The sequence below is a fragment of the Paenibacillus tianjinensis genome (genome assembly GCF_017086365.1).
GTDB lineage: Bacteria > Bacillota > Bacilli > Paenibacillales > Paenibacillaceae > Paenibacillus_AQ > Paenibacillus_AQ tianjinensis.
Map to the genome: position 1 here is coordinate 6,163,082 of NZ_CP070969.1, position 23,048 is coordinate 6,186,129.

Annotated in this window: 26 protein-coding genes and 1 riboswitch; of the genes, 3 read left to right on the top strand and 23 right to left on the bottom strand. The window is 48.4% G+C overall.

Translation table 11 applies throughout. From position 1 onward, the window contains the following. Window positions 1–20 precede the first annotated feature (20 nt). The 14 genes from JRJ22_RS28520 to JRJ22_RS28560 all read right to left on the bottom strand — a co-directional run bounded on the left by JRJ22_RS28520 (window position 21) and on the right by JRJ22_RS28560 (window position 12,614). Window positions 21–857 carry an SDR family NAD(P)-dependent oxidoreductase gene (locus tag JRJ22_RS28520; RefSeq protein ID WP_206102539.1) on the bottom strand — a complete coding sequence of 279 codons (837 nt, stop codon included), beginning with the start codon at window positions 855–857 and terminating at the stop codon, window positions 21–23. 17 nt (window positions 858–874) lie between these two features. Continuing rightward, window positions 875–2,113: an ABC transporter permease gene (locus tag JRJ22_RS28525; protein WP_206102540.1), complete on the bottom strand. Its 1,239-nt coding sequence runs from the start codon at window positions 2,111–2,113 to the stop codon at window positions 875–877. Next, window positions 2,110–3,012, bottom strand: a complete 903-nt coding sequence (locus tag JRJ22_RS28530; protein WP_206102541.1) for an ABC transporter ATP-binding protein — start codon at window positions 3,010–3,012, stop codon at window positions 2,110–2,112. The genes JRJ22_RS28525 and JRJ22_RS28530 overlap by 4 nt, the downstream gene beginning before the upstream one ends. A 35-nt stretch (window positions 3,013–3,047) precedes the next feature. Next, the gene (gene mpaP, locus JRJ22_RS28535; RefSeq protein WP_206102542.1) at window positions 3,048–4,205 is read right to left on the bottom strand and encodes a daptide biosynthesis intramembrane metalloprotease; all 1,158 of its coding nucleotides are present in this window, start codon (window positions 4,203–4,205) and stop codon (window positions 3,048–3,050) included. 112 nt (window positions 4,206–4,317) lie between these two features. Beyond that, the gene (locus JRJ22_RS28540) at window positions 4,318–4,455 is read right to left on the bottom strand and encodes a daptide-type RiPP (protein WP_167347633.1); all 138 of its coding nucleotides are present in this window, start codon (window positions 4,453–4,455) and stop codon (window positions 4,318–4,320) included. Between the two features lie 59 nt (window positions 4,456–4,514). Continuing rightward, window positions 4,515–4,649 carry a daptide-type RiPP gene (locus JRJ22_RS29510; protein ID WP_269751863.1) on the bottom strand — a complete coding sequence of 45 codons (135 nt, stop codon included), beginning with the start codon at window positions 4,647–4,649 and terminating at the stop codon, window positions 4,515–4,517. 73 nt (window positions 4,650–4,722) lie between these two features. Then, window positions 4,723–4,839 carry a daptide-type RiPP gene (locus tag JRJ22_RS29590; protein WP_332461358.1) on the bottom strand — a complete coding sequence of 39 codons (117 nt, stop codon included), beginning with the start codon at window positions 4,837–4,839 and terminating at the stop codon, window positions 4,723–4,725. A 44-nt stretch (window positions 4,840–4,883) separates the two neighbouring features. Next, window positions 4,884–5,000 (bottom strand): daptide-type RiPP, encoded by a 117-nt coding sequence (locus JRJ22_RS29595; RefSeq protein ID WP_332461358.1) that lies wholly within the window; start codon window positions 4,998–5,000, stop codon window positions 4,884–4,886. Window positions 5,001–5,044: 44 nt separating this feature from the next. Next, window positions 5,045–5,161, bottom strand: coding sequence for a daptide-type RiPP (locus tag JRJ22_RS29600; protein ID WP_332461358.1), 117 nt, complete (start codon window positions 5,159–5,161; stop codon window positions 5,045–5,047). Between the two features lie 44 nt (window positions 5,162–5,205). Continuing rightward, the gene (locus tag JRJ22_RS29605) at window positions 5,206–5,322 is read right to left on the bottom strand and encodes a daptide-type RiPP (RefSeq protein ID WP_332461358.1); all 117 of its coding nucleotides are present in this window, start codon (window positions 5,320–5,322) and stop codon (window positions 5,206–5,208) included. A gap of 153 nt (window positions 5,323–5,475) precedes the next feature. Continuing rightward, window positions 5,476–6,801 carry a daptide-type RiPP biosynthesis aminotransferase gene (gene mpaD / locus JRJ22_RS28545; protein WP_206102543.1) on the bottom strand — a complete coding sequence of 442 codons (1,326 nt, stop codon included), beginning with the start codon at window positions 6,799–6,801 and terminating at the stop codon, window positions 5,476–5,478. 17 nt (window positions 6,802–6,818) lie between these two features. After that, on the bottom strand, window positions 6,819–9,266 hold the full coding sequence (locus JRJ22_RS28550; protein ID WP_206102544.1) for a hypothetical protein: 2,448 nt from the start codon (window positions 9,264–9,266) through the stop codon (window positions 6,819–6,821). A 314-nt stretch (window positions 9,267–9,580) separates the two neighbouring features. Beyond that, window positions 9,581–10,954: an amino acid permease gene (locus JRJ22_RS28555; RefSeq protein WP_206102545.1), complete on the bottom strand. Its 1,374-nt coding sequence runs from the start codon at window positions 10,952–10,954 to the stop codon at window positions 9,581–9,583. A gap of 140 nt (window positions 10,955–11,094) precedes the next feature. Further along, window positions 11,095–11,174, bottom strand: a riboswitch (glycine riboswitch). 162 nt (window positions 11,175–11,336) lie between these two features. Further along, complete coding sequence (locus tag JRJ22_RS28560; protein WP_206102546.1) at window positions 11,337–12,614, bottom strand: amidohydrolase family protein; 1,278 nt, start codon at window positions 12,612–12,614, stop codon at window positions 11,337–11,339. Between the two features lie 177 nt (window positions 12,615–12,791). Between JRJ22_RS28560 and JRJ22_RS28565 the strand changes: the two genes are divergently transcribed. Then, the gene (locus JRJ22_RS28565) at window positions 12,792–13,223 is read left to right on the top strand and encodes a MarR family winged helix-turn-helix transcriptional regulator (protein WP_206102547.1); all 432 of its coding nucleotides are present in this window, start codon (window positions 12,792–12,794) and stop codon (window positions 13,221–13,223) included. A gap of 105 nt (window positions 13,224–13,328) precedes the next feature. Here the strand turns inward: JRJ22_RS28565 and JRJ22_RS28570 are convergent, their stop codons facing one another. The 7 genes from JRJ22_RS28570 to JRJ22_RS28600 form a co-directional block, all read right to left on the bottom strand. Next, complete coding sequence (locus JRJ22_RS28570; RefSeq protein ID WP_206102548.1) at window positions 13,329–13,715, bottom strand: hypothetical protein; 387 nt, start codon at window positions 13,713–13,715, stop codon at window positions 13,329–13,331. 15 nt (window positions 13,716–13,730) lie between these two features. After that, the gene (locus JRJ22_RS28575; RefSeq protein ID WP_206102549.1) at window positions 13,731–14,102 is read right to left on the bottom strand and encodes a PLDc N-terminal domain-containing protein; all 372 of its coding nucleotides are present in this window, start codon (window positions 14,100–14,102) and stop codon (window positions 13,731–13,733) included. Between the two features lie 47 nt (window positions 14,103–14,149). After that, entirely contained in the window at window positions 14,150–14,458 is a 309-nt protein-coding gene (locus tag JRJ22_RS28580; RefSeq protein WP_206102550.1) for a hypothetical protein, read from the bottom strand. After that, a complete protein-coding gene (locus tag JRJ22_RS28585; RefSeq protein WP_206102551.1) occupies window positions 14,458–15,018 on the bottom strand; it encodes an RNA polymerase sigma factor in 561 nt (186 codons plus the stop codon). Before JRJ22_RS28585 ends, JRJ22_RS28580 begins: the two co-directional genes overlap by 1 nt. Before the next feature lie 242 nt (window positions 15,019–15,260). Beyond that, on the bottom strand, window positions 15,261–16,094 hold the full coding sequence (locus JRJ22_RS28590; protein WP_232380992.1) for a DUF4405 domain-containing protein: 834 nt from the start codon (window positions 16,092–16,094) through the stop codon (window positions 15,261–15,263). 97 nt (window positions 16,095–16,191) lie between these two features. Next, on the bottom strand, window positions 16,192–16,725 hold the full coding sequence (locus JRJ22_RS28595; protein ID WP_206105351.1) for a P-loop nucleotide/nucleoside kinase family protein: 534 nt from the start codon (window positions 16,723–16,725) through the stop codon (window positions 16,192–16,194). 145 nt (window positions 16,726–16,870) lie between these two features. Then, a complete protein-coding gene (locus JRJ22_RS28600) occupies window positions 16,871–17,293 on the bottom strand; it encodes a VOC family protein (RefSeq protein ID WP_206102552.1) in 423 nt (140 codons plus the stop codon). Between the two features lie 273 nt (window positions 17,294–17,566). Between JRJ22_RS28600 and JRJ22_RS28605 the strand changes: the two genes are divergently transcribed. Continuing rightward, window positions 17,567–19,057: a peptide MFS transporter gene (locus JRJ22_RS28605; protein WP_206102553.1), complete on the top strand. Its 1,491-nt coding sequence runs from the start codon at window positions 17,567–17,569 to the stop codon at window positions 19,055–19,057. A 107-nt stretch (window positions 19,058–19,164) separates the two neighbouring features. On the opposite strand, the gene JRJ22_RS28610 is transcribed toward JRJ22_RS28605, so the two are convergent. Beyond that, window positions 19,165–21,315 carry an S-layer homology domain-containing protein gene (locus tag JRJ22_RS28610; RefSeq protein WP_206102554.1) on the bottom strand — a complete coding sequence of 717 codons (2,151 nt, stop codon included), beginning with the start codon at window positions 21,313–21,315 and terminating at the stop codon, window positions 19,165–19,167. Between the two features lie 260 nt (window positions 21,316–21,575). Between JRJ22_RS28610 and JRJ22_RS28615 the strand changes: the two genes are divergently transcribed. Beyond that, window positions 21,576–22,016, top strand: coding sequence for a DUF1259 domain-containing protein (locus JRJ22_RS28615; protein WP_206102555.1), 441 nt, complete (start codon window positions 21,576–21,578; stop codon window positions 22,014–22,016). 89 nt (window positions 22,017–22,105) lie between these two features. Here JRJ22_RS28615 and JRJ22_RS28620 read toward each other — a convergent pair whose 3' ends face one another. After that, window positions 22,106–22,945, bottom strand: coding sequence for a DUF2268 domain-containing putative Zn-dependent protease (locus JRJ22_RS28620; protein WP_206102556.1), 840 nt, complete (start codon window positions 22,943–22,945; stop codon window positions 22,106–22,108). Window positions 22,946–23,048: the final 103 nt, after the last annotated feature.

Here is a 23,048-nt window from a genome sequence, read left to right on the forward strand (position 1 = left end):
CTGCCTCCTTCATTTGCAGTTTATATAATGGTCCATCCGCCATCGACAACAAGATTATGGCCTGTAATCATCCCTGCCCCGTCCGTAGCCAGGAAAAATGCGGCCTGCGCCACGTCCTCAGGACGAGCAAACTTCCGAAGCGGCACCTTCGGCATATTCGAACGCTGAAAATGCGGGTCCTGGATCAGCTGCTCATTGGCATCCGTGATTACAAATGTAGGTGACACCGCATTTACCCGAATTCCGTACTTCGCCCACTCGATAGCCAGCGCCTTGGTCAGATGAATCACTCCCGCCTTGCTGGCACAGTAAGGTGCCCGGTTCTCATTGCCGACAACACCGTGCTGCGAGGCAATCATGACAATGGAGCCGCGTTTCTTCCTGACCATGCTTTTTGCAGCCTCTCTGGTAAGAAAGAAGGTGCCCTTCAAATTGGTGTCGACGACGAAATCCCAATCCTCCTGCGACAAATGAAGGGCCGGTGACAACAGGTTTACTCCGGCATTGTTAATCAGATAACTAAGCTCCACACCCTGCTGCTCCATAGCACTGATGCAGGCCTCAATTCCCGCGATATCGCGAAGGTCCAGGCTTTCACACTTTACCTCGACCCCATGCTCTTCCTCCAGCTTTCGGGCAAATTCCAGCAGCTGATCCATCAGCTGCGGCAGCTCCGTCAGCACCAGATCGGAGCCGGCCCGGGCGAATTGAAGGGCAATCTCCGCACCAATCCCCCGGCTGGCCCCTGTAACAAGTGTCCACTGGCCGGTCAGCTCCCTGCCGGTATGGACCTGAGCATCCTCAGTATGCGAACGAAGCATATAATCCGGCTCCTTGGCAATCCAATCAAGCGCCATACGATCCCTCCTCTTTTTTATAAAGATCTCATTGCTTTGTAGATCAGCTTAGGACTCGGCTTTTGACCGTAGAGCAGTACACCGATCTGATAGATTTTGGCTGACAGCCAGCATGCGGCAAGCGTAGTAATCAGCAGGATACCAATTGAAACGGAGATTTCCATCAGACTCGGATCGGACATTCCTACCCGGGCAAACATCACAAATGGGGTAAAGAACGGGATATAGGAAGTAATCGTCGCAAGCGATCCATCCACATTCATCATGCTGAACACAGCAAGCACAAGCGCTCCCATCAACAGCAGGGATACCGGCAGCGTCACCTGGTTAATCTCCTCACTGCGGCTGACAAGCGAACCGGCAGCGGCGAACAATGCAGCATAGAAGAAATAGCCCAAGATGAAGAAGATGCTCAGCACCACGATTGTTTTAACATCAAGGAAGGTGAAGTCAAGCTGAAAACCAAGCAGCTCTATGTCCGTGCCACCCCCGTTAACCGAAAGCATCAGGCAGGCTGCACCGATAATGATGGCAAACTGCAGCAGTCCGGCAAGCCCGACGCCCAGTACTTTACCGAATAACAGCTGGGTCGGCTTCACCTTGGTAATTAGAATTTCTTTTACCCGCGAGCCCTTTTCCACTGAGACAGATGTAGCGACATTTCCGCCGTACAGATAAATAAGGAAATAGAGCAAGAAAGTAATGAGATAAATCGGCATATAGGTGGTCGTAATCGATTTACTGCCGGCCTTCAGTTCTTCGATCTGTACCTTCAGCGAGGCAGTAACCCGCTCCTTGTCCGCCTGATTCAGCTCCAGCCGCTCCAGCTGGGACATTGTATACAGATTCTGGACGTAATAATTCAGCTGGCCCAGATAAGCCGAGGAATCATCCTTTTTGTTGACTGTCACGGTAAGCACCGGCTGATGATTCTCCTCCGTGATGGTTACAATCCCCAGCACTTCATCCTCTTTCTCCAGTCTAGCCTGCTCGGCAGCCAGATCGGCCCCCTGAATGACCCGCCACGTATAAGAGTCTGATACCTGTTCCTTAAAGCCGTCGGTATTGTGCACGATGCCGGTCTGATCGAGAATTACAATATCGCCGTCTGTCGTCTCAGCTGCAGTACTGAGGAATTTAGGCAGGATGATCAGCGCAGCCAGCAGCACAATCATAATCACCGTCATGATTTTGAAGGCCTTGGAACGCAGGCGTTCCATGAAGGAATAGGTAAATACCAGCCCGAATTGTCTCATGATACTTCACCTACCTTTTCAATAAAGATCTCATGGAGCGTAGGTTCCTTAATCTCGAACTTCAGCAGGTTAATCCCGTCTCTGGTCAGCTGCTGAAGCAGCTGATTCCCCTGCTCCTCATGGGCAATTTCCAGCTGCCATTCATGGGCACTTACAGATATCCGTTCCGCCGGCAGCCCGTAGGACACCAGATGGGGCAACAGGTCGCGCTCACTTCTAAGCAGAAGATTCGTTCGGCCATATGAACGTTTAATATCCATCAGATTACCGGATACCATCATCCGTCCCCGCTTCAGGATGCAGATGTCCTCGCAGAATTGCTCCACATGGCCCATCTGGTGACTGGAGAAAATCAGTGTTTTTCCATGACCAATCAGCTCCTTGACCACAGAGGCCAGCAATTCGGAATTTACGGGATCCAGTCCGCTAAACGGCTCATCCAGAATGATCAGCTCAGGGTCATGCAGCAGGGCGGAAATAATCTGGACCTTCTGCTGATTTCCTTTGGAGAGCTGCTCTACTTTTTTGTGCTCATATTCCTCAATTCCCAGACGCTCCAGCCAGCGCCTCATGGCCTGGATGGCTCCGGCCCGGCTCATGCCCTCCAGTCTGGCAAAATACACAAGCTGCTCACTGACCTTCTCCTTCGGGTATAATCCCCGTTCCTCAGGCAAGTAACCGATGCGGGGGCGGTTGGCTGTGATCGGCATCCCTTCCCACTGTACCTCGCCTGCATCATAATCAAGCAGGCCGAGAATCGAGCGGATGGTCGTCGTCTTGCCGGCACCATTGCCGCCGAGCAGCCCGAACGCCTTGCCCGAGGCAGCCTTCAGGGATATCCCGTGCAGTACCTTTGTCTCGCCATACGTTTTGACCAATTGTTTAACTTCAAGTGTCATTGTGTAGTCCACCTTTCTTCACATTAACTTGCCTTCTATACCCCGCTAGCGAGCTTCTTCGCAAACTTGGCTGCATGGTAGAGCAGAACCAGACATAATACTCCGGTCACTATGAAGCTCACTGCCCCTATCAGGGAGTACAGCCGCTGCTGGATACTGTATATTCCCCATCCCCAGAAGCATGGGGTGAACAGCGATGCGAGCAGTCCGTAAGCCAGCAATATGGAGCGCTCCTTCCTTCCTGCGCCTGACGGCGCTATACTTGGAGCTGACTGGACTGCCCTCTTCCGCGGCACCAATCCTTTGAACAGAAGGGCGAATGCCTTGGAGCGGAGATTCACGATGCCAAGGGCGTGGCTAAGCATCCAATACCCGTCCAGCTTGACCAGAGGGAGCATGTTCAGTACACTGAGTCCCAGATTTGCCAGGCCGTAATATAGCAGCACCGGCACTTTAATCCCGTTGTAACTCAAGCTGTAGTAAAGAATCATCGCTACGGAAGTCATCAGCCATTGGCTGAATATACCTGCGAACAGAACAGCCAGTTTATGCCGTTTCTTCTTGAAGGTATAGGTGTCGCTAACATCGCAGAACATGGCCGGGCTGAAATAGAAGAGCATCGCTCCCAGCCTGGTGACACGCCCTCCGTAATGCATGCACACCATGCCGTGAGCACACTCGTGAACAACGGTCGTCAACAGCAGCATAATATAAATCAGAACGTATCCGCCTGCACCCAGCTGTGGAATAGCCTGTATGGAGGAGTCATTAACCAGCAGGCCCATAGCCGTTGCAATGATCAAGACGTAGATGACCATCGTAACCGGATGAAGCAGGCGCCGGATCACCGGACGCAGGGCGGTCAGCCACTCATCGGGGTTAACCGTCAGAAACTTGATCGCGGTCAGATCCTCTATCTTCCAGTTCCAGCTCCATTTGCGCGCTGCCGGCGACTCCCCGGCTTCGGAGGGATGGCTCAGAAAGCCCCACTCCGCAAACTTCCCGGTCATATATTCGCGTTCAGTCTCAGTGAGTGTTCCCGAATATTCTTCTCCGTCCGCTTCGCTTAACAGAAAGCGCAGGAACTCGGTCTCCCGGAGGCCCAGCTTTACAAACCTGTGGCTGGATATATGTTGAACTAAGAAATAGTTGTTTTCAGTCTCATGAAATTCAAGATGTGTAACAGATTCCATTCTCTCTCACCCTCTCAAGCCGCTTATAATAGGGGCCCCCTCCTGCCCGGGCAGAATACGTCTTTTCCAAGCAGAAGAGGCTTCCCAAAGGTTTAGGAAATATTAATTGTTATTAGGTCAAAGCAATAACTGCGACTACGCCTCCAGCGATGGTCACTCCAACGGCCACGCCTTCAAAGAAATCTCTTCCGCTGCCCGGTGCAGCAACATCTTCCAGCAGTTCCATTTGCAAACCCAGTCCATTATTCATCTTCGATTCTCTCCTCATATTGGATTTAGTAAGTACAGCCGGTCAGGCCATTTCCGTAATTAGGTCAACACCACAATTGCCGTACCGGTAATAATCGCAATACCTACGCCAACACCCGCCAAAAATGCACCGTCTCCCGGAGCTGTAACAGATTCCATTTCCTCAAACTGCAAAGCCAGCGCTTGATTCATCATGAACTTCTCCTCCATTAAATAAATTTTGTTTGTTATAAAGTGAACATTGTCTCCGTTACTACCGCTGCTGATATTAAGTCAGCGCTACGCCGATACCTACACCAATACCAATACCGATTGCGATGTCCTTCCAGTCCGGAGCCGTTACAGCCTCCATTTCTTCGAATTGCAGGGAAAGATTCTTTTGCATGGATACTCACCTCCTTTCAAGGTCAGCTAACAGGTCGTTTCAGATTAAGTCAACGCTACGCCGATACCTACACCGATACCAATACCGATTGCGATGTCCTTCCAGTCCGGAGCCGTTACAGCTTCCATTTCTTCGAATTGCAGGGAAAGATTCTTTTGCATGGATACTCACCTCCTTTCAATGTCAGCTAACAGGTCGTTTCAAATTAAGTCAGCGCTACGCCGATACCTACACCGATACCAATACCGATTGCGATGTCCTTCCAGTCCGGAGCTGTTACAGCTTCCATTTCTTCGAATTGCAGAGAAAGATTCTTTTGCATGGATACTCACCTCCTTTCAAGGTCAGCTAACAGGTCGTTTCAGATTAAGTCAGCGCTACGCCGATACCTACACCGATACCAATACCGATTGCGATGTCCTTCCAGTCCGGAGCTGTTACAGCTTCCATTTCTTCGAATTGCAGAGAAAGATTCTTTTGCATGATACTCACCTCCTCTCAAGGTCAAGCTCAGAGTTTAATGCCGAATGTTTCTGAAGGATAGAGCAGATCGAAAAACTGTATATTCTGTTCCGTTATCCGAAGTGTCAAGTTTCCAGCAAACCATTGGCTCATGCCGGTGGTGGGGCATTATTCTCACCTCCCTCCCAGTACCTTCCGGACGATCGATACGATCTCCAGCACCTCCTCCTCCTTGATAATGAAGGGCGGGAACAGATGGAACCCGGAGGTTAACCCTGGTGTGTGGAAAGGATATACGATTAACCCCCGGCGCTTCAGCTTGCCGGCAATATCCGCCAGCTCCTCTGGCGGCAGACACTCCTCTGCACGATGCCTGCTCCGCAGCGCAACGCCGATCATCAGGCCTTTTCCCCTTACCTCCAGATATAGAGGGTTGCCTTGCAGCGCCTGATCCAGAGCGGAACGAAGCAGCTGTCCTCTTGCACTTACCGCTTCCAGCATGCCCGGCTGTTCCAGCGCTTCCAGCGTAGCTATTCCGGCTGCGCAAGCGATGGGATTGCCGTTCTGCGTGGAGAGATGCTCAATGTGGGAGCCTGCAAGCGCAAAGGCTTGCTGTATCGCTTCACTGAACAGGGTGGCCCCCAGCGGTAAATAGCCGCTGTTAATCCCCTTGGAGAGACAGAGAATATCAGGGGTAACCCCGCTGTGCTCGAAGGCAAACATTTTGCCCGTACGCCCCATCCCCGTAGCCACTTCATCAAAGGCAAGCAGCACATCGTGCTCCAGGCACAGTTCCTTGAGCCTATACAGATAAGCCTCAGGAATAGGAATAATCCCCCCTGAGCCGATGATCGGCTCCAGCATGAATCCGGCCATCACATGCCCCTCCCGGGCAAATAATGCTTCCAGCTGACCGAGTTGTCTGCTCAGACAATCCCCGGCGATGGTGCCCGGTGTACAATGCCTGCACACAGGCACCGGATGGAACAGGAAGCCGGGTACCTTCGGACCATAGCTCTCAGAAATCTCCTGATCGATCCCGCTGGCGCTCATGGAGCCGTAATAACTGCCGTGGTACGATTTGTCCAGAACGGTGATGACGTTCTTATGCGGCTGATGCCGCAGCTGGTGGTATTTGCGCATTAGTTTGATCGCCAGCTCCACGGATTCCGAACCGGTGCATGTGAAGGCAACCTTAGTCAGATTATCCGGTGTTAGCTGCAGCAGCTTCTCGGCAAACTGCAGGGTAACCGGATTGCTGTAATCCACGGGATTCACATAGGGCAGCGCATCCAATTGCTCTATGATCGCTTGGCGTATTCCGGGATGACGGTAACCCAGGGATACATTCCACAGTCCGCTGATCCCGTCGATATACATTTTACCGTTCGTATCCTGCACGTAGATGCCTTCCCCTGCTGCAAGTGAAGTAACCTCGTCTCCGAGCCGGACATCCTTAAGCGGATGCACCATCGGGTATTGCCGGGTTGTCGTTAACATAGGGGTACCCCCTCCTTTCATACAGCCCTCGCTGCTTGCATCAGACAGCCTTCCTTAGCGAACAAGCCAAGCGCTTGTGTAACCAGGCGGGCTGCAAACTCACCATCCAACTGATAGCGTGCCATCAGTTCCTGCTCCAGCTCTGTTCTCTCCGCACCGCTCATCAATCCTTCCAGCATCAGCGCCATCGGCTCGTTCAGCTTCATCAGCTTCTGGCTGCCCGCATGGAACAGCATCGGCTGATCTCCAATGAAGAAGAGGAATACCGTCTCAAGCACCGCTGTGCTCACAGGCCTATGCGGCTCCGGCTGTTTCCAGAGATGTGTACATGCCGGAAGAGAGACGCGAAGCTCGTGGACTTCGATGTTCTGAAGTGAACGGGCATACTTACTAAGGCCCTTAAATACCTGCACCATCTGCATATAGCGGTGGAGCAGCTTGTGCTTCTTGCGCAGCTCACAGTACTGCTGACGGTTTAAATATTCGGGCAGGAAGCTGCACTTGGAGCAGGAATCCTTAATCTCACAGGTCCGGCAGCCCCTGAGCAGCTGCTCCTCCTCTGAAACCACAGACACCTGGGTTAACAGCTGATCCAGTGAATCTCCCACCCGGCCGATGACGGCGCAGCCCCGGCAGGGGGATATCCGGTCATCGCCGTCAATAAAGATCCGGGGCAGCTGTCTGGCTGTGCACGAATGTACCCCCGACCAGCGGCAGCTCTCCATAAGATCCGCCTGTATTTCATAGGCGTACCGGAACATGCCGGACTTGCTGAACAGCTCTACGTCTTCAAGAAACCGGTCCATGTCTTCCGCACTTTCCAGATTTAACAACTGAAAGCGGGGTTCTCTGCCTGATGGCGCAACGTTCATTTCCTGAGCCCGGGAATATTGCAGCTGCCGGATCTCCAGCGGTTCCATATGAAGAAAGTCGTTTAATTGCAGCTCATATTCACATTCGCCCAGCCGGTTAATCTGGTGTGCATTGGATAAGTAGTAGGAGTTCTGCTCGGACTGGCGCTCCCATTCCAGATAAGCTTCGTTCTCCCGCTTCCATACCCCCTCCGGTCCGGCGTATATCGTATTCGTAGAAGAAGGAACTCTGACCGGGTTATACTCGAAGAGAATGGCGCTGTTGATTGCCGAATACTCTGCCAGCCCCTGCACCGTTGCCTGATTCCATTCTCCTTCGGGATAACCGATATGCTTAACTCCGCTGCCCAGCACCTGATGCGGATATTGTCCGGTCATGTATGCCATGAACCCGTTAATCAGCGCCTGCTCCTCTTCTTGCCGAAGATTCCGCTGCAGGAATGCTGCTATGGACTCCGGCACAGGAACCTTATGCTCATCCGGTGCCAGCCCTGCGGTATCAAGCTGCACATCACCGGCCTGCAGAAGGCCTTCATTCACCCAATGGGTCAACAGAGCTGCTGTATTCTCAGCTTCGTCTTCCAGAAGATCCGTCGTTTCATCTATGAGCACTGCAGCCAGCTTAACCCCGGCAGATGTTCTCTTCAGAATCTCTGTTAATTGAAAGGCTTCATTATACTGAAGTTTATTCATTGTTAGCGGAATTCTAATAATGATCTGTATAATGCCCGCTTGCAGCAACCGGGTATATTCACTCTGCTCCAGGAGCCATTCCAACGGTATCTCGGCGCTGTACCCTGCTGTCAGCTGCCTGGACGCTTCTAGTGCCTCGCAGATTGCTGCTCTGCCCCTCTTCCCGGCCAAGTAATGAAATCCTTCAAGGGACAGCTGCCTTTCCGGTCCTAGCTGCTGAAGCGCAAGATTCAGATCTTCGCTGAAACGTTCCTTGGAATGGGTGCGGATGTTATGCCCATACCCGTTTCTATCCGCGCATTTAATAGAAGAAATCACCGGCCAGCGCTGCTTCAAAGCCTCTTCCCATATCCCGTTCAGCCGGTCCAGTCGGGTATCAGCGCTGCCCTCGCCATCCAGCTGAGATACTGCCTTTCCGGCTGCGCCGCTCCAGTCAGTGAACCGGCTTGCCGGAATGAAGCCCTCTACCGCCTCTTCCCAGCCGTCGTCTGCTTTGGCCAGGTGGAGCAGTGTCTGCTCCGGCTCCCAGAGAATCAGTCCGTCGGCAGCGGTGCCGGCAGGAAGCCGGATGCCGTTCATGCCAAGACCATCGCCGAACCATACGATCCGGATACCTTCGTCCATTCCCTTTACTGCTTCCGTCAGGCTGCGGCACAGCCGATAGTTCGCTGCAGTCACGTACAGAGCAATTCTCTCATTACCCATAGCTGCCAGCTCTTCCGCTGCTTCATACAAGGTGGACAAGTTGTTCTGCATATATTGGGTTGCTGTGATGCCATTCTGTTTCAAGTATGTTCTTGCATACCGGCAATCCAGATTGTCACCTGCTATAAACAAGCGGGCTGTATGCTGCTGAAAGTAAGCGATTGTCATCCCGCGTCCGAACGGTCTACCGTACATGTCCTCAGGCCCCTTCTCCGTTTAGGCTTCCTATGAATTCATCTATCAACTAGTATTTATCAGTTCGTGTTGTTCTTGATGTATTCATCATAATCTATTTTTTCCAATTCTACACCGAAAACCCATATACGCTTTCCCACAAATCCATTGCGCTTTTTGCACCGCAACCGGGCCGCCATCTCTGCCGCATAACACGCAAACCTTGCCGCGCATCCGGCATTATACCCCGAAGCCCGCGCTTTGCGGCCTGCACCTGGGCGTACCACAAAAAGACACCCGCCAACAGGTTGGCGAGTGTCCTTTATATCTACTATCTATTCGATATTCGTCGCTATACTGCTTTCCTTCACCCTTTTGCTTGGTCTTGGATACAAGATATATAAGAGAACAAACCATAGCGGAGTAAACAATAACGCCGGACGTGTTTCTTCGGCAATCAGCATAATAAGGAGAATCGCAGCAAACAAAGCCAGAACCACATAATTTATTGCCGGCGTTAGAGGCGCTTTGAATTTGGATGCAGCCTGCAATTCCGGCCGGGTCTTCTTATATTTGATATGGCACACAAGCACGACGCCCCAAACCCATATAAAACAAATGGCACTGATCGTGGTCACAATTCCAAAAGCCTGCTCCGGGATAAGTTTGCTCAATAGAGCGCCTGCCGAAATAACAAGCGTTGAAATGAACAGCGAGTTTCCAGGTACGTGATTCTTATTCAATTTGGAAAAATGAGCGGATGCTTGCCGGTTCTTGCCTAAATTATAGAGAATCCGGCTTGTTGAGAACATCCCGCTGTTGCAAGCGGAAGCAGCTGAGGTTAATACGACGAAATTAATGACACCGGCGGCGATTGGAATCCCTACTAAGCTAAAGGTTTTCACAAAAGGGCTTTCCGACGCATTGAGCTCCGTCCACGGGTTGATACATAGCAGAACAAAAAGCGCGCCCACATAGAAAAATAGAATCCGCAGAGGAATTTTGTTGATAGCCGACGGTATGTTTTTCTCGGGATTGGAGGTTTCCGCCGCCGATACGCCCACCAGCTCTACACCGACATAAGCGAAGACTACCATTTGGAAGGAAAATAAGAACCCTTTAACACCGTTCGGGAATACGCCCCCGTGTTCCCAGAGATTTCGTACCGTTACTGAGCCTGCATCCGTCTTAAATCCCATTACCAGTAAAATAACCCCAATGCCAATTAAGGCGAGGATCGTGATGACTTTGATTAGAGCAAACCAAAACTCGAGTTCGCCGAAGTTTTTGACGGTCAATAAGTTAAGCCCTAATAAAATGATCAGGCAGACGATAGCAGGTACCCACTGCGGGATATCAAACCAATACTGGACATATACGCCAACCGCGATGACATCCGCCATAGCCGTCATAATCCAACAGAACCAATAAGTCCATCCGGTGATGAATGCGGCCCGGGGTCCGAGATAATCTCCGGCAATATCCGTGAACGACTGATAACCCGCTTTGGACAACAGGAGCTCACCCAGTGCTCTCATCACAAAAAACACCGCAATCCCTACGATTAAATACGTAATCATAATTGACGGACCTGCCTGCTGAATCGCCTTGCCCGAGCCTAAGAATAATCCCGTACCAATTGTGCCGCCGATTGCAATCAGCTGAACATGCCGATTGGCCAGCTCTCTCTTTAATTCTGTTTGTGCCATACCCAGTTCCCCCTTAATGAATACAATGCAATGATGCAAATAAAAAAAAAAGAGATTGGATGTCATCCAATCTCCCGGTTCATAAGAATATGAAATAATACCTGCCACGCTGACAGCTGTCAGCATAACAAATACATATTCCTTACTCTTCTGTCCTTTTGCCTGAGATTGTGAACCCTTCGGCGCCGCGGTTACCCGCAGTCTCTCCAGAAGCTGCTCCTGCTATAGTGTGATCCATAGCAATCATAGCTTGCGAATTATGAAGTTAAGTGTAATGCCTTCCTGATATTCTAACATATTACTTGCGATGTGAGTATGGCGGCAGTGATAAAAGTCTCCTTAAGGTTGGTGGCAAATAGATCCAGTAAGACCAGGCAAATAATCAATTGCTCCGGATACCGCGCTGCCATACTCCACGAATCGATAACGTGTCCGAGATATTTGCTGTCGGGTCCCCGTCAACCAAGACCAAATCCGCACGCGCCCCCTCTACGATATATCCGCGATCAGTCAGGCTGAAACGGCGGGCTATTTTCGAGGTGGCTGACTGAAGGGCTTCTACGGGTGTGAATCCCGCTTCTACTAATAGCTGCATCTCGTGGTGCACACTGGCTCCATGGGCAAGTCCGCCCAGCGATGGAACCGGAACGGATACATCCGTGCCCACCAGGATATCTACGCCTGCGCGATGAAGGTCCATTACATTCCGGTAGTTATCTTCCATGCTGCCCTGAGGGTAAGTATTAAAGCTGGCATTCAGCGTATCGATCCATTCCGGACTGAGCTTGGAGCTCACACGCGGATCCCCCGCCAATTCCGATGCAGAGTTACCGATAATCGAGGAATTCAAGACAAGGCATGGTGTAACGAAAGCGCCGGCCTCTGCAATCATTCTCACCAGATCCGGAGTAGTTTCCGGCCGGTCAATGAATAAGTGGGCAAGTCCATCAACCCCGACTTCTATGGCTTGCCGGGCAGATTCGGCAGTCAATACATGGGCAATCGCAATCTTGTGATGCCGGTGCGCTTCCTCTACAGCGGCTCTCAGAATATCCTGACTTAGGACAGGCAGTCCAGAAGCCGCTAATACTGTCCCTTCTTCAATCATAATCTTGATATAGTCGGCTCCTTCTCTTACTTGTTCGTTTACGAATGCCAGTGCTTCTTCCCGGTTGGTTACCGTGGGTGCCTCTCCATGATCATGAGCATGCGCATGGGCGGCCAGCATGGCGCTACGGTCTTCCTCGCTCATCTTCTCCAGTTCCTTCAGTACAAAATCCGGGATTTCGCCATCCCCCGGCATGAGTTCATCGGGATGCCCGCCTGGAGGTGTGACCGCCATTCCGGCAGACCGTACATCGGCAATATCCTCGATCCCTTTCAATTGTGCTTCGCGGCCGCTTTGGGTGAACCCGCCCATCATTTCCAGTTCAGTTGTCACTCCGAATTTGAGTGCATCCCGCAGGCCCTCTACGGAGGTGTGAACGTGAGCATCCATCAGACCGGGCAGTAAAGTCCCTCCTTCTGCGTCGATAATATCCGCATGCTCCGGTATTTCTCCGCCTACCGATAGAATTTGTTCGCCTTCAATCAGAACCGAAGTGGGTCTGATCACTTTCTCTCCGTCAAATACACGCACATTGGTGATTGCGGTAATCATTGTTTTAGCCTCCTAGAATCAAATGTAATTTATGATTGGAATATAACAATTTGAATTCTAACTGTCAATATAAAGATTAATTGTATTCTAACAGTTTGCCTTTGACATTTTAGCTTCCGAAAATTAAGATGATCTTATCATTAGGTTTTAACCTATCCCAAAGGAGTCAGGCACAGGATGACGAAACAAGCTTTGCACACCCCTTATTCCGATACCATCCGGGACATCGGGATGAAGATCAGAGGCATGGCCAATGCCAGATTATCGGAGCTGGGACTTAACACTCAACAAGGGCAGATGATGGGCTACATTTTTGAAAATCAGGACAAAGGCGTGATCCAAAAGGATCTGGCTGATCACTTTAACCGTACAGGGGCTAGTATTACCAGTATGCTGCAAGGTTTAGAGAAAAAGGGGTACATTAAACGGGAGATTCCCAAAGAGAACGAGCGGCAAAAAAGAATATACCTGTTGCAAAAAGGGGCCGATCTCGTCGAAGAATTCGACGAAATATTCATGGAAGTAGAGAACAGCATCACCCGGGGCCTTACTGAGGAAGAAAGCGAGACCTTCATGAAGTTATTAATCAAAGTGAAGACGACCATGTAGCCTGTAAAGCAGGGAATTTCATTGGTACTAATGATAAGCTCCAAGGCTGCTTTCTTCTGTAACTTTTGGTAAGAGAAAGCAGCCGCCCGGTGTCTCTACGCAGAACTATTCAATTTTGTACGTTATTTTGTAACTGCCCTGGGTATGCTTACCATTAATTTTAAACCTGTACTTTCCGTCCTTGTTTACTTCAATCTTCTCATTTCCTGACTCGTTAGTACTTATGCTCTGGACCAGCTGATTATCGGGATCGTAAAAATTTATTGTCAGTTCCCCTTTTTTAACCTCGGACTGATAGTCAACAGCAAGCGTATCGCCCTTCTTCAGGCTAATCTTCTTCTCATCCGTACCAGTAAACAGCTTATAGGAAGCAGCAATCTTATTTTTAGTGCTGGAGCTCGAACCCACAAACATCAACCTCTTATCGCAAGCAGCCAGCATCGTTACAATCACAAGGACTAAAATCCCCGAAAACACCCATTTCCTCTTCATCTCTTTTGACACCCCTTAAGAATGGATTAACTTTCCGCAGTGAGGACATTGTATCGGTTTATTCCTCGGTTCCGTTTCCGAGAGAGAGTGATGCTGCCGGCGGGCGAACAAATAGATTAGAAGTCCGATAAAATTCGGAATATAAATGACGGCTAACATCCACAGCCAGGCATTCATATTTCTCTTTGAAGCGTCTTTGTAGATGAACACAGCAATTAGCGCATTTAAAGCAATAAAAAGCACCACCAATCCCACTATCACAAAGACCCATACAGAATCGTCCTCGAATGCATCATCCATATAAGGAGCCATTGCGAAGGAAAGAGCACCAAATCCCAATACTACAATTGCCGTAAACGCCCAGAAAATAAACTTTTCAAGTCTCATTCGGTTATTCATAGTTCTCCTTTCTGAAATTGAGATTTCCGCTTATTCTAGTGCGCTGAAGGCTCCAAAGTGCTTCCAAGGAAATTGTAAAGCAATATCGCTACTGCAATGGCCTGAAACAGGAAAAACACCATTAATATTACAACTTTCAAGAACAAGAGCAGCGGACCGGCTAATAAAAAAACCGCAAATATCAGAACTATAATCAAATTCATTGCAACTGCGCCGATCAGAACGCCGATATGATGGCCTTCTCTAATTTTCCTAAGTGTATGGGGGACTAAATAAGGTGGAGCTGCTATTGGAGTGCTGAAATATTCCTGTAATTGCTTCTCTTTTTCCGTTGGTTCATACATTATCCCAGTTCCTCCATTGTTGCCTTAAGTAATTTTTTTCCTTGGTTTAATCTAGACTTTACGGTTCCCAGTGGAATACCAAGGATCTCTCCAATGCTCTCATAGCTGAATTCTTCATAGTAATACAGAATCAACGGGGCCAGATAACGTTTAGGCAGATTGCGCAGACATTGTTCCAAGTACAGATCCTGCTCTTTTCTCAGTAGATATTCCTCCGTTAAAGGTGCGGAATCACTAATTTCCGTGAATCTGCTATGTTCAGAGCTCCGAGCAAACGTCAGACGTTCGCGCAGCCTTTTCAATTTCCGGTATCGATCCCTATGCAAATTGATGGTCACCTGAAACAGCCAAGCTTTAAAAGGCCGCTCCGGATCATACATTTCCAGCTTACGGAATATACGCACCCATACCTCCTGGAATAAGTCTTCTGCCTCTTGCCTATCCAAGGAAAGATGACAGCAAAACCGATATAAATCATCTTTATATCTGTTTATCAAAAGTTCAAAATCTTCTTGCTTCCCGGATTTATAACCTTCTATAAGCTGTCTGTCGCTAATCATTCTTCCCTCCCCGCCTGCCCTTTCATCTTACATTACGAAAGATAAAGGAATATTGTTCGAAATTTCACAAACAGAATTAGTTATTTAATACTAGTAATGGTAGTCATTGAAATAGTTCCGGTGTTGACTTAACGCATTGTTCATCATAAATATTTCGGTTATTTCATAACAAAAGAGATACCTTTTGGGCATCTCCTCATGTATTGATAACTTTTATGGAAGCTGTCCATTCATACTTCCCCTCAATTCGGGGTCGTAACTATTTTCTTCTTACGGTATAAGCTCCATTTCTTCAGATAATAGGCTGCAATGACGAACACGGCCATGATGCCGGTATACGTCAAAATGACGTTGACGAAGTTCACGTTTCCTCCCTTTTCCCCCCGGTTGAATCCAGAATGACCTTCACCGCCGGAAGGCCTTCCTTCTCTCAGTCCGCCCCGCTCTCCGCCTCCGAAAGCCTCCTTACCCCCCAAGCCTGTTTGCTGTGTGCTCGCGCCGAAAGCCGAAACCGAGCTTTTTAGATGAGAGACGTAGGATGTCTGATTGATTTGGTTTAAACCAAATAGCAGGATGATCACCGTCAAGCCTTGAGCAACATACCGCATCCAGGCCCGGCCCTTCTTAATGCTGGTTATTTTCTTACACATGTTCACGACCCACTGCCAATGCAGCCCGACATGAATCCCGATCAATGCCAGCACCAGGAAAGATACCGAGATATGGGTCATTTTAAACCAATTCTCATTACCTACATTTATATTTGGAAAGACCACATGAGAAATTAGGATCCCGCTGACAATAATGAACGTCATAGAAACCAGCAGCAGGAAATTCAGCGCATAACTGCCGCGTACCCTCCAGGATAAACTGCGGTTAAACATTTTTAGAGTGACCCGCTTCACCCAACCCCAATTCAGAAGAATATGAGTGATGTACGCACCGGCAAAAAAGAGGCCTGCTATTTCATGAAACGCTAACCCGCCTAGCACGTTTTTGTTGAAAAACAAGACAAACAATACGCTCATGATAATATCAAGCGCAAATTTGACATAGTTGATTTTTTTCATCTTCATTTCAACTCCCCATATCTGCTTTTTACTCAGTATGAGGCCCGAACCTTTAGTGAAGCTTAAAAATTGTGAGCTTCGAGTTTCCACAAAATCCAGCCTACTAATTTTCTATAACAATTTCTCCTTCACCACTTGGCTCTTCAAACCCGTTAAGAAAGGTTGTTAACAACTCCTCTGTAATCGTAAAGGCAGCATTTGCATCAAAACGCTGGCTGCGAATCTTAAGGCGCTTCCGCAATTCATCAGGATGCACCTTCAAATATATGAGTTTCCATTCCCCACCCGCATTTTCAATAATCTGCTTATATTCATTTCTTTCCGATCTGCTCCAGAAACTTGAGTCAACCACAACGTGCTTTTTATCTAGAATGAACTGCACGATCTTATTATGTAATCTTTGGTGTGCTTCATTTAAATAATCCCTATACTTTTCAACGGGATAATCTATTCCATACCGTCCGTTGGCTGACCATACCTCCTCATCAATCGAAAGACGCTTATAGCCATACTCCTCCAATTTTTGTGAAAAGGTCGTTTTCCCGGAACCCGCTATTCCGCACATTAATATAACTACAGCTTTTTCAGGATCCCGTTCTGAATCCATTAAAAGCTCGATACCGAATTTTTCTAACATCATGTACCCCTCCTAATCTCCACTTGAAACTGTGACATCATATAGCGTGTACCCATCAAATATACCATCTCTTCAAATGGGTTCAACTTTCTGCCAGCAATAAAAAAGAGCCGCCCAAACGTTCTGGGCAACTCTTTGTCTGTAATTATTGTTCAAGCTCCGTATAAATTTGAAAGGTCACGCCGAATTTATCCGTTACATCACCAAATCCAGGGCTAAAGGGTTCTTCTCTAAACGGCATATTGACTTGCCCTTCCTGCCGCAAAGCCTCATAAATCCGTTTGGATTGTTCTACTTCGTTCGTGGTAATGCAAATGGTCACCCGTTTCCCGCTTTCAATAGTCGAACCGCCTGGGGTATCCGATAACATCAGCTCTGTCACACCGACCTTTAACTTAGCATGCGCCACAAGACTGCTCAGATCGTCAGTGAACGTAGTAGGCATGTCCGGCATTTCACCGTAAGTCATTATGGAGAGGACTTCTGCATCTATGGCTTGTTCATAAAACTGAATGGCTTCCTTTACCCGTCCCTCCAAAGTGATATAAGGGGTAAGTTTTAACGTCATAAAATTGTTCCTCCTCGAGTTTGGATTCGATTGATGATTCATAAGTATAGACGATCCGGCACCCGATAAATCATCGGTATACCCGAAATTTCCCTTCTTGGAGCGATGTCATATCCAATCTTCCACCAATGTTGTATACTAAGTTTTTTGCTCCCGCTGAAGAGACTAATATGGGGAATGGAAAGTTGAAAGTACCTCATAATGGGTATTCTGACTAAGGGGTAATACTTTAAGCAGGGAATTTTGTTAACCATCAAGGGAGGAAGTAGCAGCATGGCTGATTTAAACAAACAAAGAGTTGTTGAAAGTGTTCCGCAACGGGGGTTTTTTGGACATCCTAAAGGGTTATTTACTCTGTTCTTCACAGAGTTTTGGGAGCGGTTTTCCTATTATGGAATGAGAGCTATCCTTGTTTATTATATGTATTATGAGCTGAGCCAAGGCGGACTCGGCATGGAGGAGAGCACAGCGCTCGCCATTATGTCTATTTATGGTTCACTGGTCTATATGTCCGGGATTATTGGCGGCTGGTTGGCGGACCGGATATTCGGTGCATCAAGGGCTGTATTCTACGGCGGTATATTAATCATGCTCGGGCATATCACCTTAGCCATCCCGGGGAGTATTTCCTTATTTTTTGTTTCCATGGTTCTGATCGTGCTGGGTACGGGCCTGCTGAAGCCTAATGTATCCAGTATTGTAGGTGAGCTTTACAGCGAACAAGATGGGCGCCGGGATGCAGGCTTCAGTATATACTACATGGGTATCAACCTGGGGGCATTTATCGCTCCGCTAATTGTAGGATACGTCGGAGATTATAATTTCCACCTGGGCTTCGGCATTGCAGCCGTCGGTATGTTGCTGGGCTTAATCATCTTCATCTTTACCAAGAAAAGAAACCTCGGCCTAGCAGGCACTTTAGTCGCAAGTCCCTTATCACAAGCAGAACGAAAAAAAGTATTCCTTATCTTCGGTATCAGTGCAGTACTTCTCGCTGTTATTGTTGCTGTTACGATCCCATTAGGTCTGTTAACGTTTAAATCCTTTATAACGGTTGTAGGTATTCTGGGAATTCTGATTCCCACCCTGTATTTCATTGTCATGTTCCGTAGTCCGCTCACAACAAGCGTCGAACGCTCAAGACTCGTTGCTTATATTCCGCTGTTTATTGCAGCGATTATGTTCTGGGCGATTCAGGAACAAGGGTCAACCATCCTTGCCAGTTATGCAGATAAACGTACACAGCTCGATTTTGCCGGTATGCATATTCGTCCAGCCTGGTTCCAGTCTTTAAATCCTTTGTTTGTTATCACGCTGGCCCCCCTCTTCGCCTGGTTGTGGGTGAAGCTCGGGAAACGGCAGCCTTCGATTCCGAAGAAATTCGCCTTGGGTCTATTATTTGCCGGATTATCCTTCCTTGTGATCCTGTTGCCGGCTTACTTTGGCGGTGAGGATTCCCTGGTTAATCCGTTATGGCTTGTTCTTAGCTATTTCATCGTTGTGCTGGGGGAATTATGCTTGTCTCCTGTAGGACTGTCGGCTACCACCAAACTGGCACCCTCCGCCTTCTCCGCCCAGACCATGAGCTTATGGTTCTTATCCAATGCGGCTGCCCAGGCAATTAATGCGCAGATTGTTAAATTTTATTCGGCTGACACTGAGATGGTATACTTTGGTGTCATTGGAGGCGCAGCCATCCTCCTGAGTATCCTGCTCTACTTGTCCTCCAAGAAAATTCAGGGGTATATGAAAGGGATTCAGTAAAAGATACTCCCTTTGATAATTAATCCATATTCACACAATCAAGCAGCCGCACGGATCATCCTCCGTGCGGCTGCTATTTGTTTTATTGAAATGTGCCGCAAGCTACGTTACTTCGCGTAGTCCATAATCCGGGTAATGATAACCGCCGCCTCTGCCCGGGTGGCTGTCTGATTAGGCCGGAAGGTCCCGTCCTGGAATCCGCCAATAATTCCTGCTTCCACGGCAGCCCCGATATTCCCTCGCTGGTTCTTAATATCAGCGTTATCCTGGAAGGCAAGTGCCGATTCATTAGGCTGGAGGCCCAGCGCTCTAGCCGCCATAGCGGCGATTTCAAATCGGGTAATATTCCCCTCCGGCAGGAAGTGTTGGCCGTACTCATTGGGCTGAATGATCCCATTTGCGACGGCAGCCTCAATAGCTCCGTTCGACCACCGCTTGGCTGGCACATCAGAGAAGGATGTTTTCCCCTTCACTGCCGCAAGCCCTTTTGCCTGCACCAGCATCTTCACAAATTGTTCTCTCGTTATGGCCGCATTCGGCTTTACAGAATAATCACTGTAGCCGCCCAGAATCGACTGATCATACAGCCGCTCCATGGCAGCCTGCGCCCAATGTCCCTCCATATCATAGCCATGCGGCGGGTTCAGTCCCGGTATGCGGACAGGGACAAGCCGCTTGTTCGTTGAACCGTCGCCAAGCACTCCCCGTTTATCGTTATATCCCCATGCCCAAACGGTTCCGTCTTTTTTCAGAACGTAAGAGTTCATCAATCCGCCGGCAATATCAACGGCATCTTTGATGACTGTCACACGGTGAAACGTATGGTAGTCCTCAGAGTTATCGGCATACCCCAACCCCAGCTCACCCTGCCGGTTCGTACCGGAGGTCCAAACCGTACCATCCTTTTTCAGCAGCAGTGTGTGGTAATATCCGGAGCTGAGCTTTACTATATCAGCGGTCTTTTTCAGGACTGGCTGGCTTTCCCCCCACATCCAGAGCGTGCCGTCCTGCTTAAGGGCGTATCTCGGATTTCCGCCGCCCCATATTTTCACTACTTTCGTGAATTCCGGGATAGGGTCCACCGTAGCAAAACGGATTCCGAGAATTTCGAATATGGGGCTTATCACATACTTCATCTGGTGCGGTCCGGTGAATACCTTTCCACTGCCCTTACCTTGGTAGTACCAGACCGTTCCGTCATCCTTCAGCATTAACATCTTGTAGCCACCGGCAATGCTCGTCACATGATTGATGCCTGGAATCTGGATCGGATATTCCAGAGGCTTGGTGGATTCCATAATCGAGTTGGATACGAAGACTTCATCTCCCCAAATCCAGACCGTTCCATCCTCCTTCAAAGCATACGAGGTGTTATCGAAGGCGAGGATATCTTTAACATGCTCGATCTGAGCTTTGACAGGAGCCGTATAAAAGTTTGCGTAGCCGTTAATGTCATTACCGAGCTGCCCGAAATCATTCATACCCCAGGCCCACACATTGCCGTCCGAATCAAGCGCTAGACGATGCCGTGTTCCCGCCGCGACCTTTACGATATTGGAAGGTAAACCGGATACCTGCTCCGCGCCTTTCGTATTCCCCCATTCCCAGACCGAGCCGTCATTCTTCAATGCCAGGTGGTTAAAACCGAAAGCGCTGATTGATATCACCTTAGGATATCTAGTGGCCGATGGAGCAGGGCTTATACTGGCTGAGCCGGCAGGCTTCGCAGCGGCTTGACCTGCCGGCTTGGAATCGGTTTGATTGGTCTTTGACGCTACTCCGGAGCCGGGCAGCGGCTTAGGGTCGACCAGGCCGGTATATGTCTGCTCCTTCGAAGGAATATCATTTCCATCGGGCGTCAGAACGTGCAGGGTGAAAACAAGTCTGCCTTGATCTAGCTTCATAGCTTTCAATTGCTCATCAAAGAAGCTTCGGGGCAAAGTCAGATTCAGATAAATCGAAGAATCCCCTGTTATCCTAACGGCATTTACATTAGGATCATTCCTGAAATAGACCGCAGGAGCACTGCCTGCGTCTGTTATGAACTCAATCCGCGCATCAAGCACAGCATCGAAATAATCATAGGAAGGGCCTGTAGGGAAAGTGTAACCGAAACGGTACATAACCGTATCCGAATTGAATGAAGCATCGAACAAGGTTAATTCCGGCTGCGTGGACGGGGTACCTTCACCACTTGAATTTTCCGCAAAGGCGTTTGGCAATGCTGGGGACAATCCGGTGATAAGAGCTAAGAACATGAGAGCAAATAAGAAGTGTTTTAATGGGTGGGATTTCATCGCCATCTTATCGTTCCTTCCAAAAGATAGTTGGTATATTATGTAATATTACCTCACATCATTATAGCAGGAACATTTTAGCACAACAATATAGAAATGCTTGTGCACTGATAACCCAGGGCCTCTCCACTATATGGATATTAACTCTTCTAAATCGATGCAAACGCCGTTTCAAAGATAGCCTTTTAAAAATACTATATATCAAAAGGATGGTGATAAAAATGAGTATAAGTCCACTCTGTAGACAGTTTGCGGAGATTTTTGGTGGTGAGCCCCAGGTCGTTAACGGAGTATGTGTTGCAACTAAGCTACGTACTAATATTAAGGTGCGGATCTTGGGCAGACGTTCAAAAGGCTTGTTCACACTTCCTTTCGGTATTTCCTTCGAGAGTGTTGGGAAAGACGGCAGAGCACTATGCCTTGGGGAATCTGTGATCCTCACCCGGGAAATCAATCCATTTATCTCTGAACTCCGCAAAGCAGGCATTAAAGTAACTGCTCTTCATAACCACTGGTTATTTACGAACCCGAACATCTGGTACATCCATTGGGAAGCCGTCCAAAAACCACTGGTATTCGCCAGAAAAGTGCGTAACGCCTCCAAAGTCCTGACCAATAAACCCGTTGGCCCCTTCGTCTGTAAGCCCTCCATCAAAAAATAAAGGCACTCATAAAATCTATCCTTTTTGGGTGCTGAACATTTCAGCATCCTTTTTTATTACATGCCTAGTGGTTCATTTCTGAAATTTGTCTATAATTTATAAATGCTTTCATTAAGGATCTCCTTAGGGTGAACAGCTATTAATTCAGTGAAAGAGACTTGCGGATGTGACCTTAGGTAGCTGTTAACTACTAAATTACCAAAGATGTAACCCACACACCATGGGAGTCCGCTCTTTTCGTCTCCAAACATATATTTATCAAAATCGTGCCGGTCTGTGGAAAAGAGGATTGGTTTGATTTTGTCCCAGAATTCTATTTCTTCGCTTTCGGTCAACGTCCTAAGCCATTGCGGCTGTAGGTCAGGAAATAGACTTTTGGCAAACGCATCCGCCTGTCCCTCATTGATCATATACTCCAGGAAGTTCCCCTCTAATCCGCCATTCAACACATACCAGTGATGCCCCCAAACGCTATGATGGTACTCGTGACCAAAAACGTAGGGAATCCATTCTTCCCAATTGTCTGCTAGCGGATTGACATTAATCATTATATTTCCGAAAACACATGCACCTGCCACTCCATTCTGACGTGCTTTTACGAGCTCATTATTGTTAGGATAAATAGCTGCTATTATGGGGTCTTCATCGTGCTTCGGGAGTTCGCGGCTTATTCGGATGAATTCACTCTTAAGATTATCTACATCTATTTCCGCCAGCAACTTCAACTGCTGTTCAAGTGTATCTAAGTCCTCAATCCCGGCAGGTTTCATGAAGCTTTGGTCAAACGGGGCCCACTGAGAAATTCGATCCCAGTACGGCTGAATTAAGTGCGCATCCCACAACAGCTGGGAGTCTTTTTTGTTACCTTTTTTCATTTCGTCAATGTACTTCCATGCATTTTTAAATGGGCAAATGATTTCAATTTCCATTCCCTATACCTCCTATAAAATCCATCTATAGTCAGTATCCAGGATATACAACATGATAAATAGTTAAATAATCGTTATAGTCGATTTTTCCCCTCCATGGTAA

What these genes read in the sequence shown, in the direction of transcription:
- JRJ22_RS28520 (WP_206102539.1), bottom strand. Translation starts at nt 857, where the DNA reads ATGGCGCTTGATTGGATTGCCAAGGAGCCGGATTATATGCTTCGTTCG.
- JRJ22_RS28525 (WP_206102540.1), bottom strand. Translation starts at nt 2,113, where the DNA reads ATGAGACAATTCGGGCTGGTATTTACCTATTCCTTCATGGAACGCCTG.
- JRJ22_RS28530 (WP_206102541.1), bottom strand. Translation starts at nt 3,012, where the DNA reads ATGACACTTGAAGTTAAACAATTGGTCAAAACGTATGGCGAGACAAAG.
- mpaP (WP_206102542.1), bottom strand. Translation starts at nt 4,205, where the DNA reads ATGGAATCTGTTACACATCTTGAATTTCATGAGACTGAAAACAACTAT.
- JRJ22_RS28540 (WP_167347633.1), bottom strand. Translation starts at nt 4,455, where the DNA reads ATGAATAATGGACTGGGTTTGCAAATGGAACTGCTGGAAGATGTTGCT.
- JRJ22_RS29510 (WP_269751863.1), bottom strand. Translation starts at nt 4,649, where the DNA reads ATGATGAATCAAGCGCTGGCTTTGCAGTTTGAGGAAATGGAATCTGTT.
- JRJ22_RS29590 (WP_332461358.1), bottom strand. Translation starts at nt 4,839, where the DNA reads ATGCAAAAGAATCTTTCCCTGCAATTCGAAGAAATGGAGGCTGTAACG.
- JRJ22_RS29595 (WP_332461358.1), bottom strand. Translation starts at nt 5,000, where the DNA reads ATGCAAAAGAATCTTTCCCTGCAATTCGAAGAAATGGAAGCTGTAACG.
- JRJ22_RS29600 (WP_332461358.1), bottom strand. Translation starts at nt 5,161, where the DNA reads ATGCAAAAGAATCTTTCTCTGCAATTCGAAGAAATGGAAGCTGTAACA.
- JRJ22_RS29605 (WP_332461358.1), bottom strand. Translation starts at nt 5,322, where the DNA reads ATGCAAAAGAATCTTTCTCTGCAATTCGAAGAAATGGAAGCTGTAACA.
- mpaD (WP_206102543.1), bottom strand. Translation starts at nt 6,801, where the DNA reads ATGTTAACGACAACCCGGCAATACCCGATGGTGCATCCGCTTAAGGAT.
- JRJ22_RS28550 (WP_206102544.1), bottom strand. Translation starts at nt 9,266, where the DNA reads ATGTACGGTAGACCGTTCGGACGCGGGATGACAATCGCTTACTTTCAG.
- JRJ22_RS28555 (WP_206102545.1), bottom strand. Translation starts at nt 10,954, where the DNA reads ATGGCACAAACAGAATTAAAGAGAGAGCTGGCCAATCGGCATGTTCAG.
- JRJ22_RS28560 (WP_206102546.1), bottom strand. Translation starts at nt 12,614, where the DNA reads ATGATTACCGCAATCACCAATGTGCGTGTATTTGACGGAGAGAAAGTG.
- JRJ22_RS28565 (WP_206102547.1), top strand. Translation starts at nt 12,792, where the DNA reads ATGACGAAACAAGCTTTGCACACCCCTTATTCCGATACCATCCGGGAC.
- JRJ22_RS28570 (WP_206102548.1), bottom strand. Translation starts at nt 13,715, where the DNA reads ATGAAGAGGAAATGGGTGTTTTCGGGGATTTTAGTCCTTGTGATTGTA.
- JRJ22_RS28575 (WP_206102549.1), bottom strand. Translation starts at nt 14,102, where the DNA reads ATGAGACTTGAAAAGTTTATTTTCTGGGCGTTTACGGCAATTGTAGTA.
- JRJ22_RS28580 (WP_206102550.1), bottom strand. Translation starts at nt 14,458, where the DNA reads ATGTATGAACCAACGGAAAAAGAGAAGCAATTACAGGAATATTTCAGC.
- JRJ22_RS28585 (WP_206102551.1), bottom strand. Translation starts at nt 15,018, where the DNA reads ATGATTAGCGACAGACAGCTTATAGAAGGTTATAAATCCGGGAAGCAA.
- JRJ22_RS28590 (WP_232380992.1), bottom strand. Translation starts at nt 16,094, where the DNA reads ATGAAGATGAAAAAAATCAACTATGTCAAATTTGCGCTTGATATTATC.
- JRJ22_RS28595 (WP_206105351.1), bottom strand. Translation starts at nt 16,725, where the DNA reads ATGTTAGAAAAATTCGGTATCGAGCTTTTAATGGATTCAGAACGGGAT.
- JRJ22_RS28600 (WP_206102552.1), bottom strand. Translation starts at nt 17,293, where the DNA reads ATGACGTTAAAACTTACCCCTTATATCACTTTGGAGGGACGGGTAAAG.
- JRJ22_RS28605 (WP_206102553.1), top strand. Translation starts at nt 17,567, where the DNA reads ATGGCTGATTTAAACAAACAAAGAGTTGTTGAAAGTGTTCCGCAACGG.
- JRJ22_RS28610 (WP_206102554.1), bottom strand. Translation starts at nt 21,315, where the DNA reads ATGTTCTTAGCTCTTATCACCGGATTGTCCCCAGCATTGCCAAACGCC.
- JRJ22_RS28615 (WP_206102555.1), top strand. Translation starts at nt 21,576, where the DNA reads ATGAGTATAAGTCCACTCTGTAGACAGTTTGCGGAGATTTTTGGTGGT.
- JRJ22_RS28620 (WP_206102556.1), bottom strand. Translation starts at nt 22,945, where the DNA reads ATGGAAATTGAAATCATTTGCCCATTTAAAAATGCATGGAAGTACATT.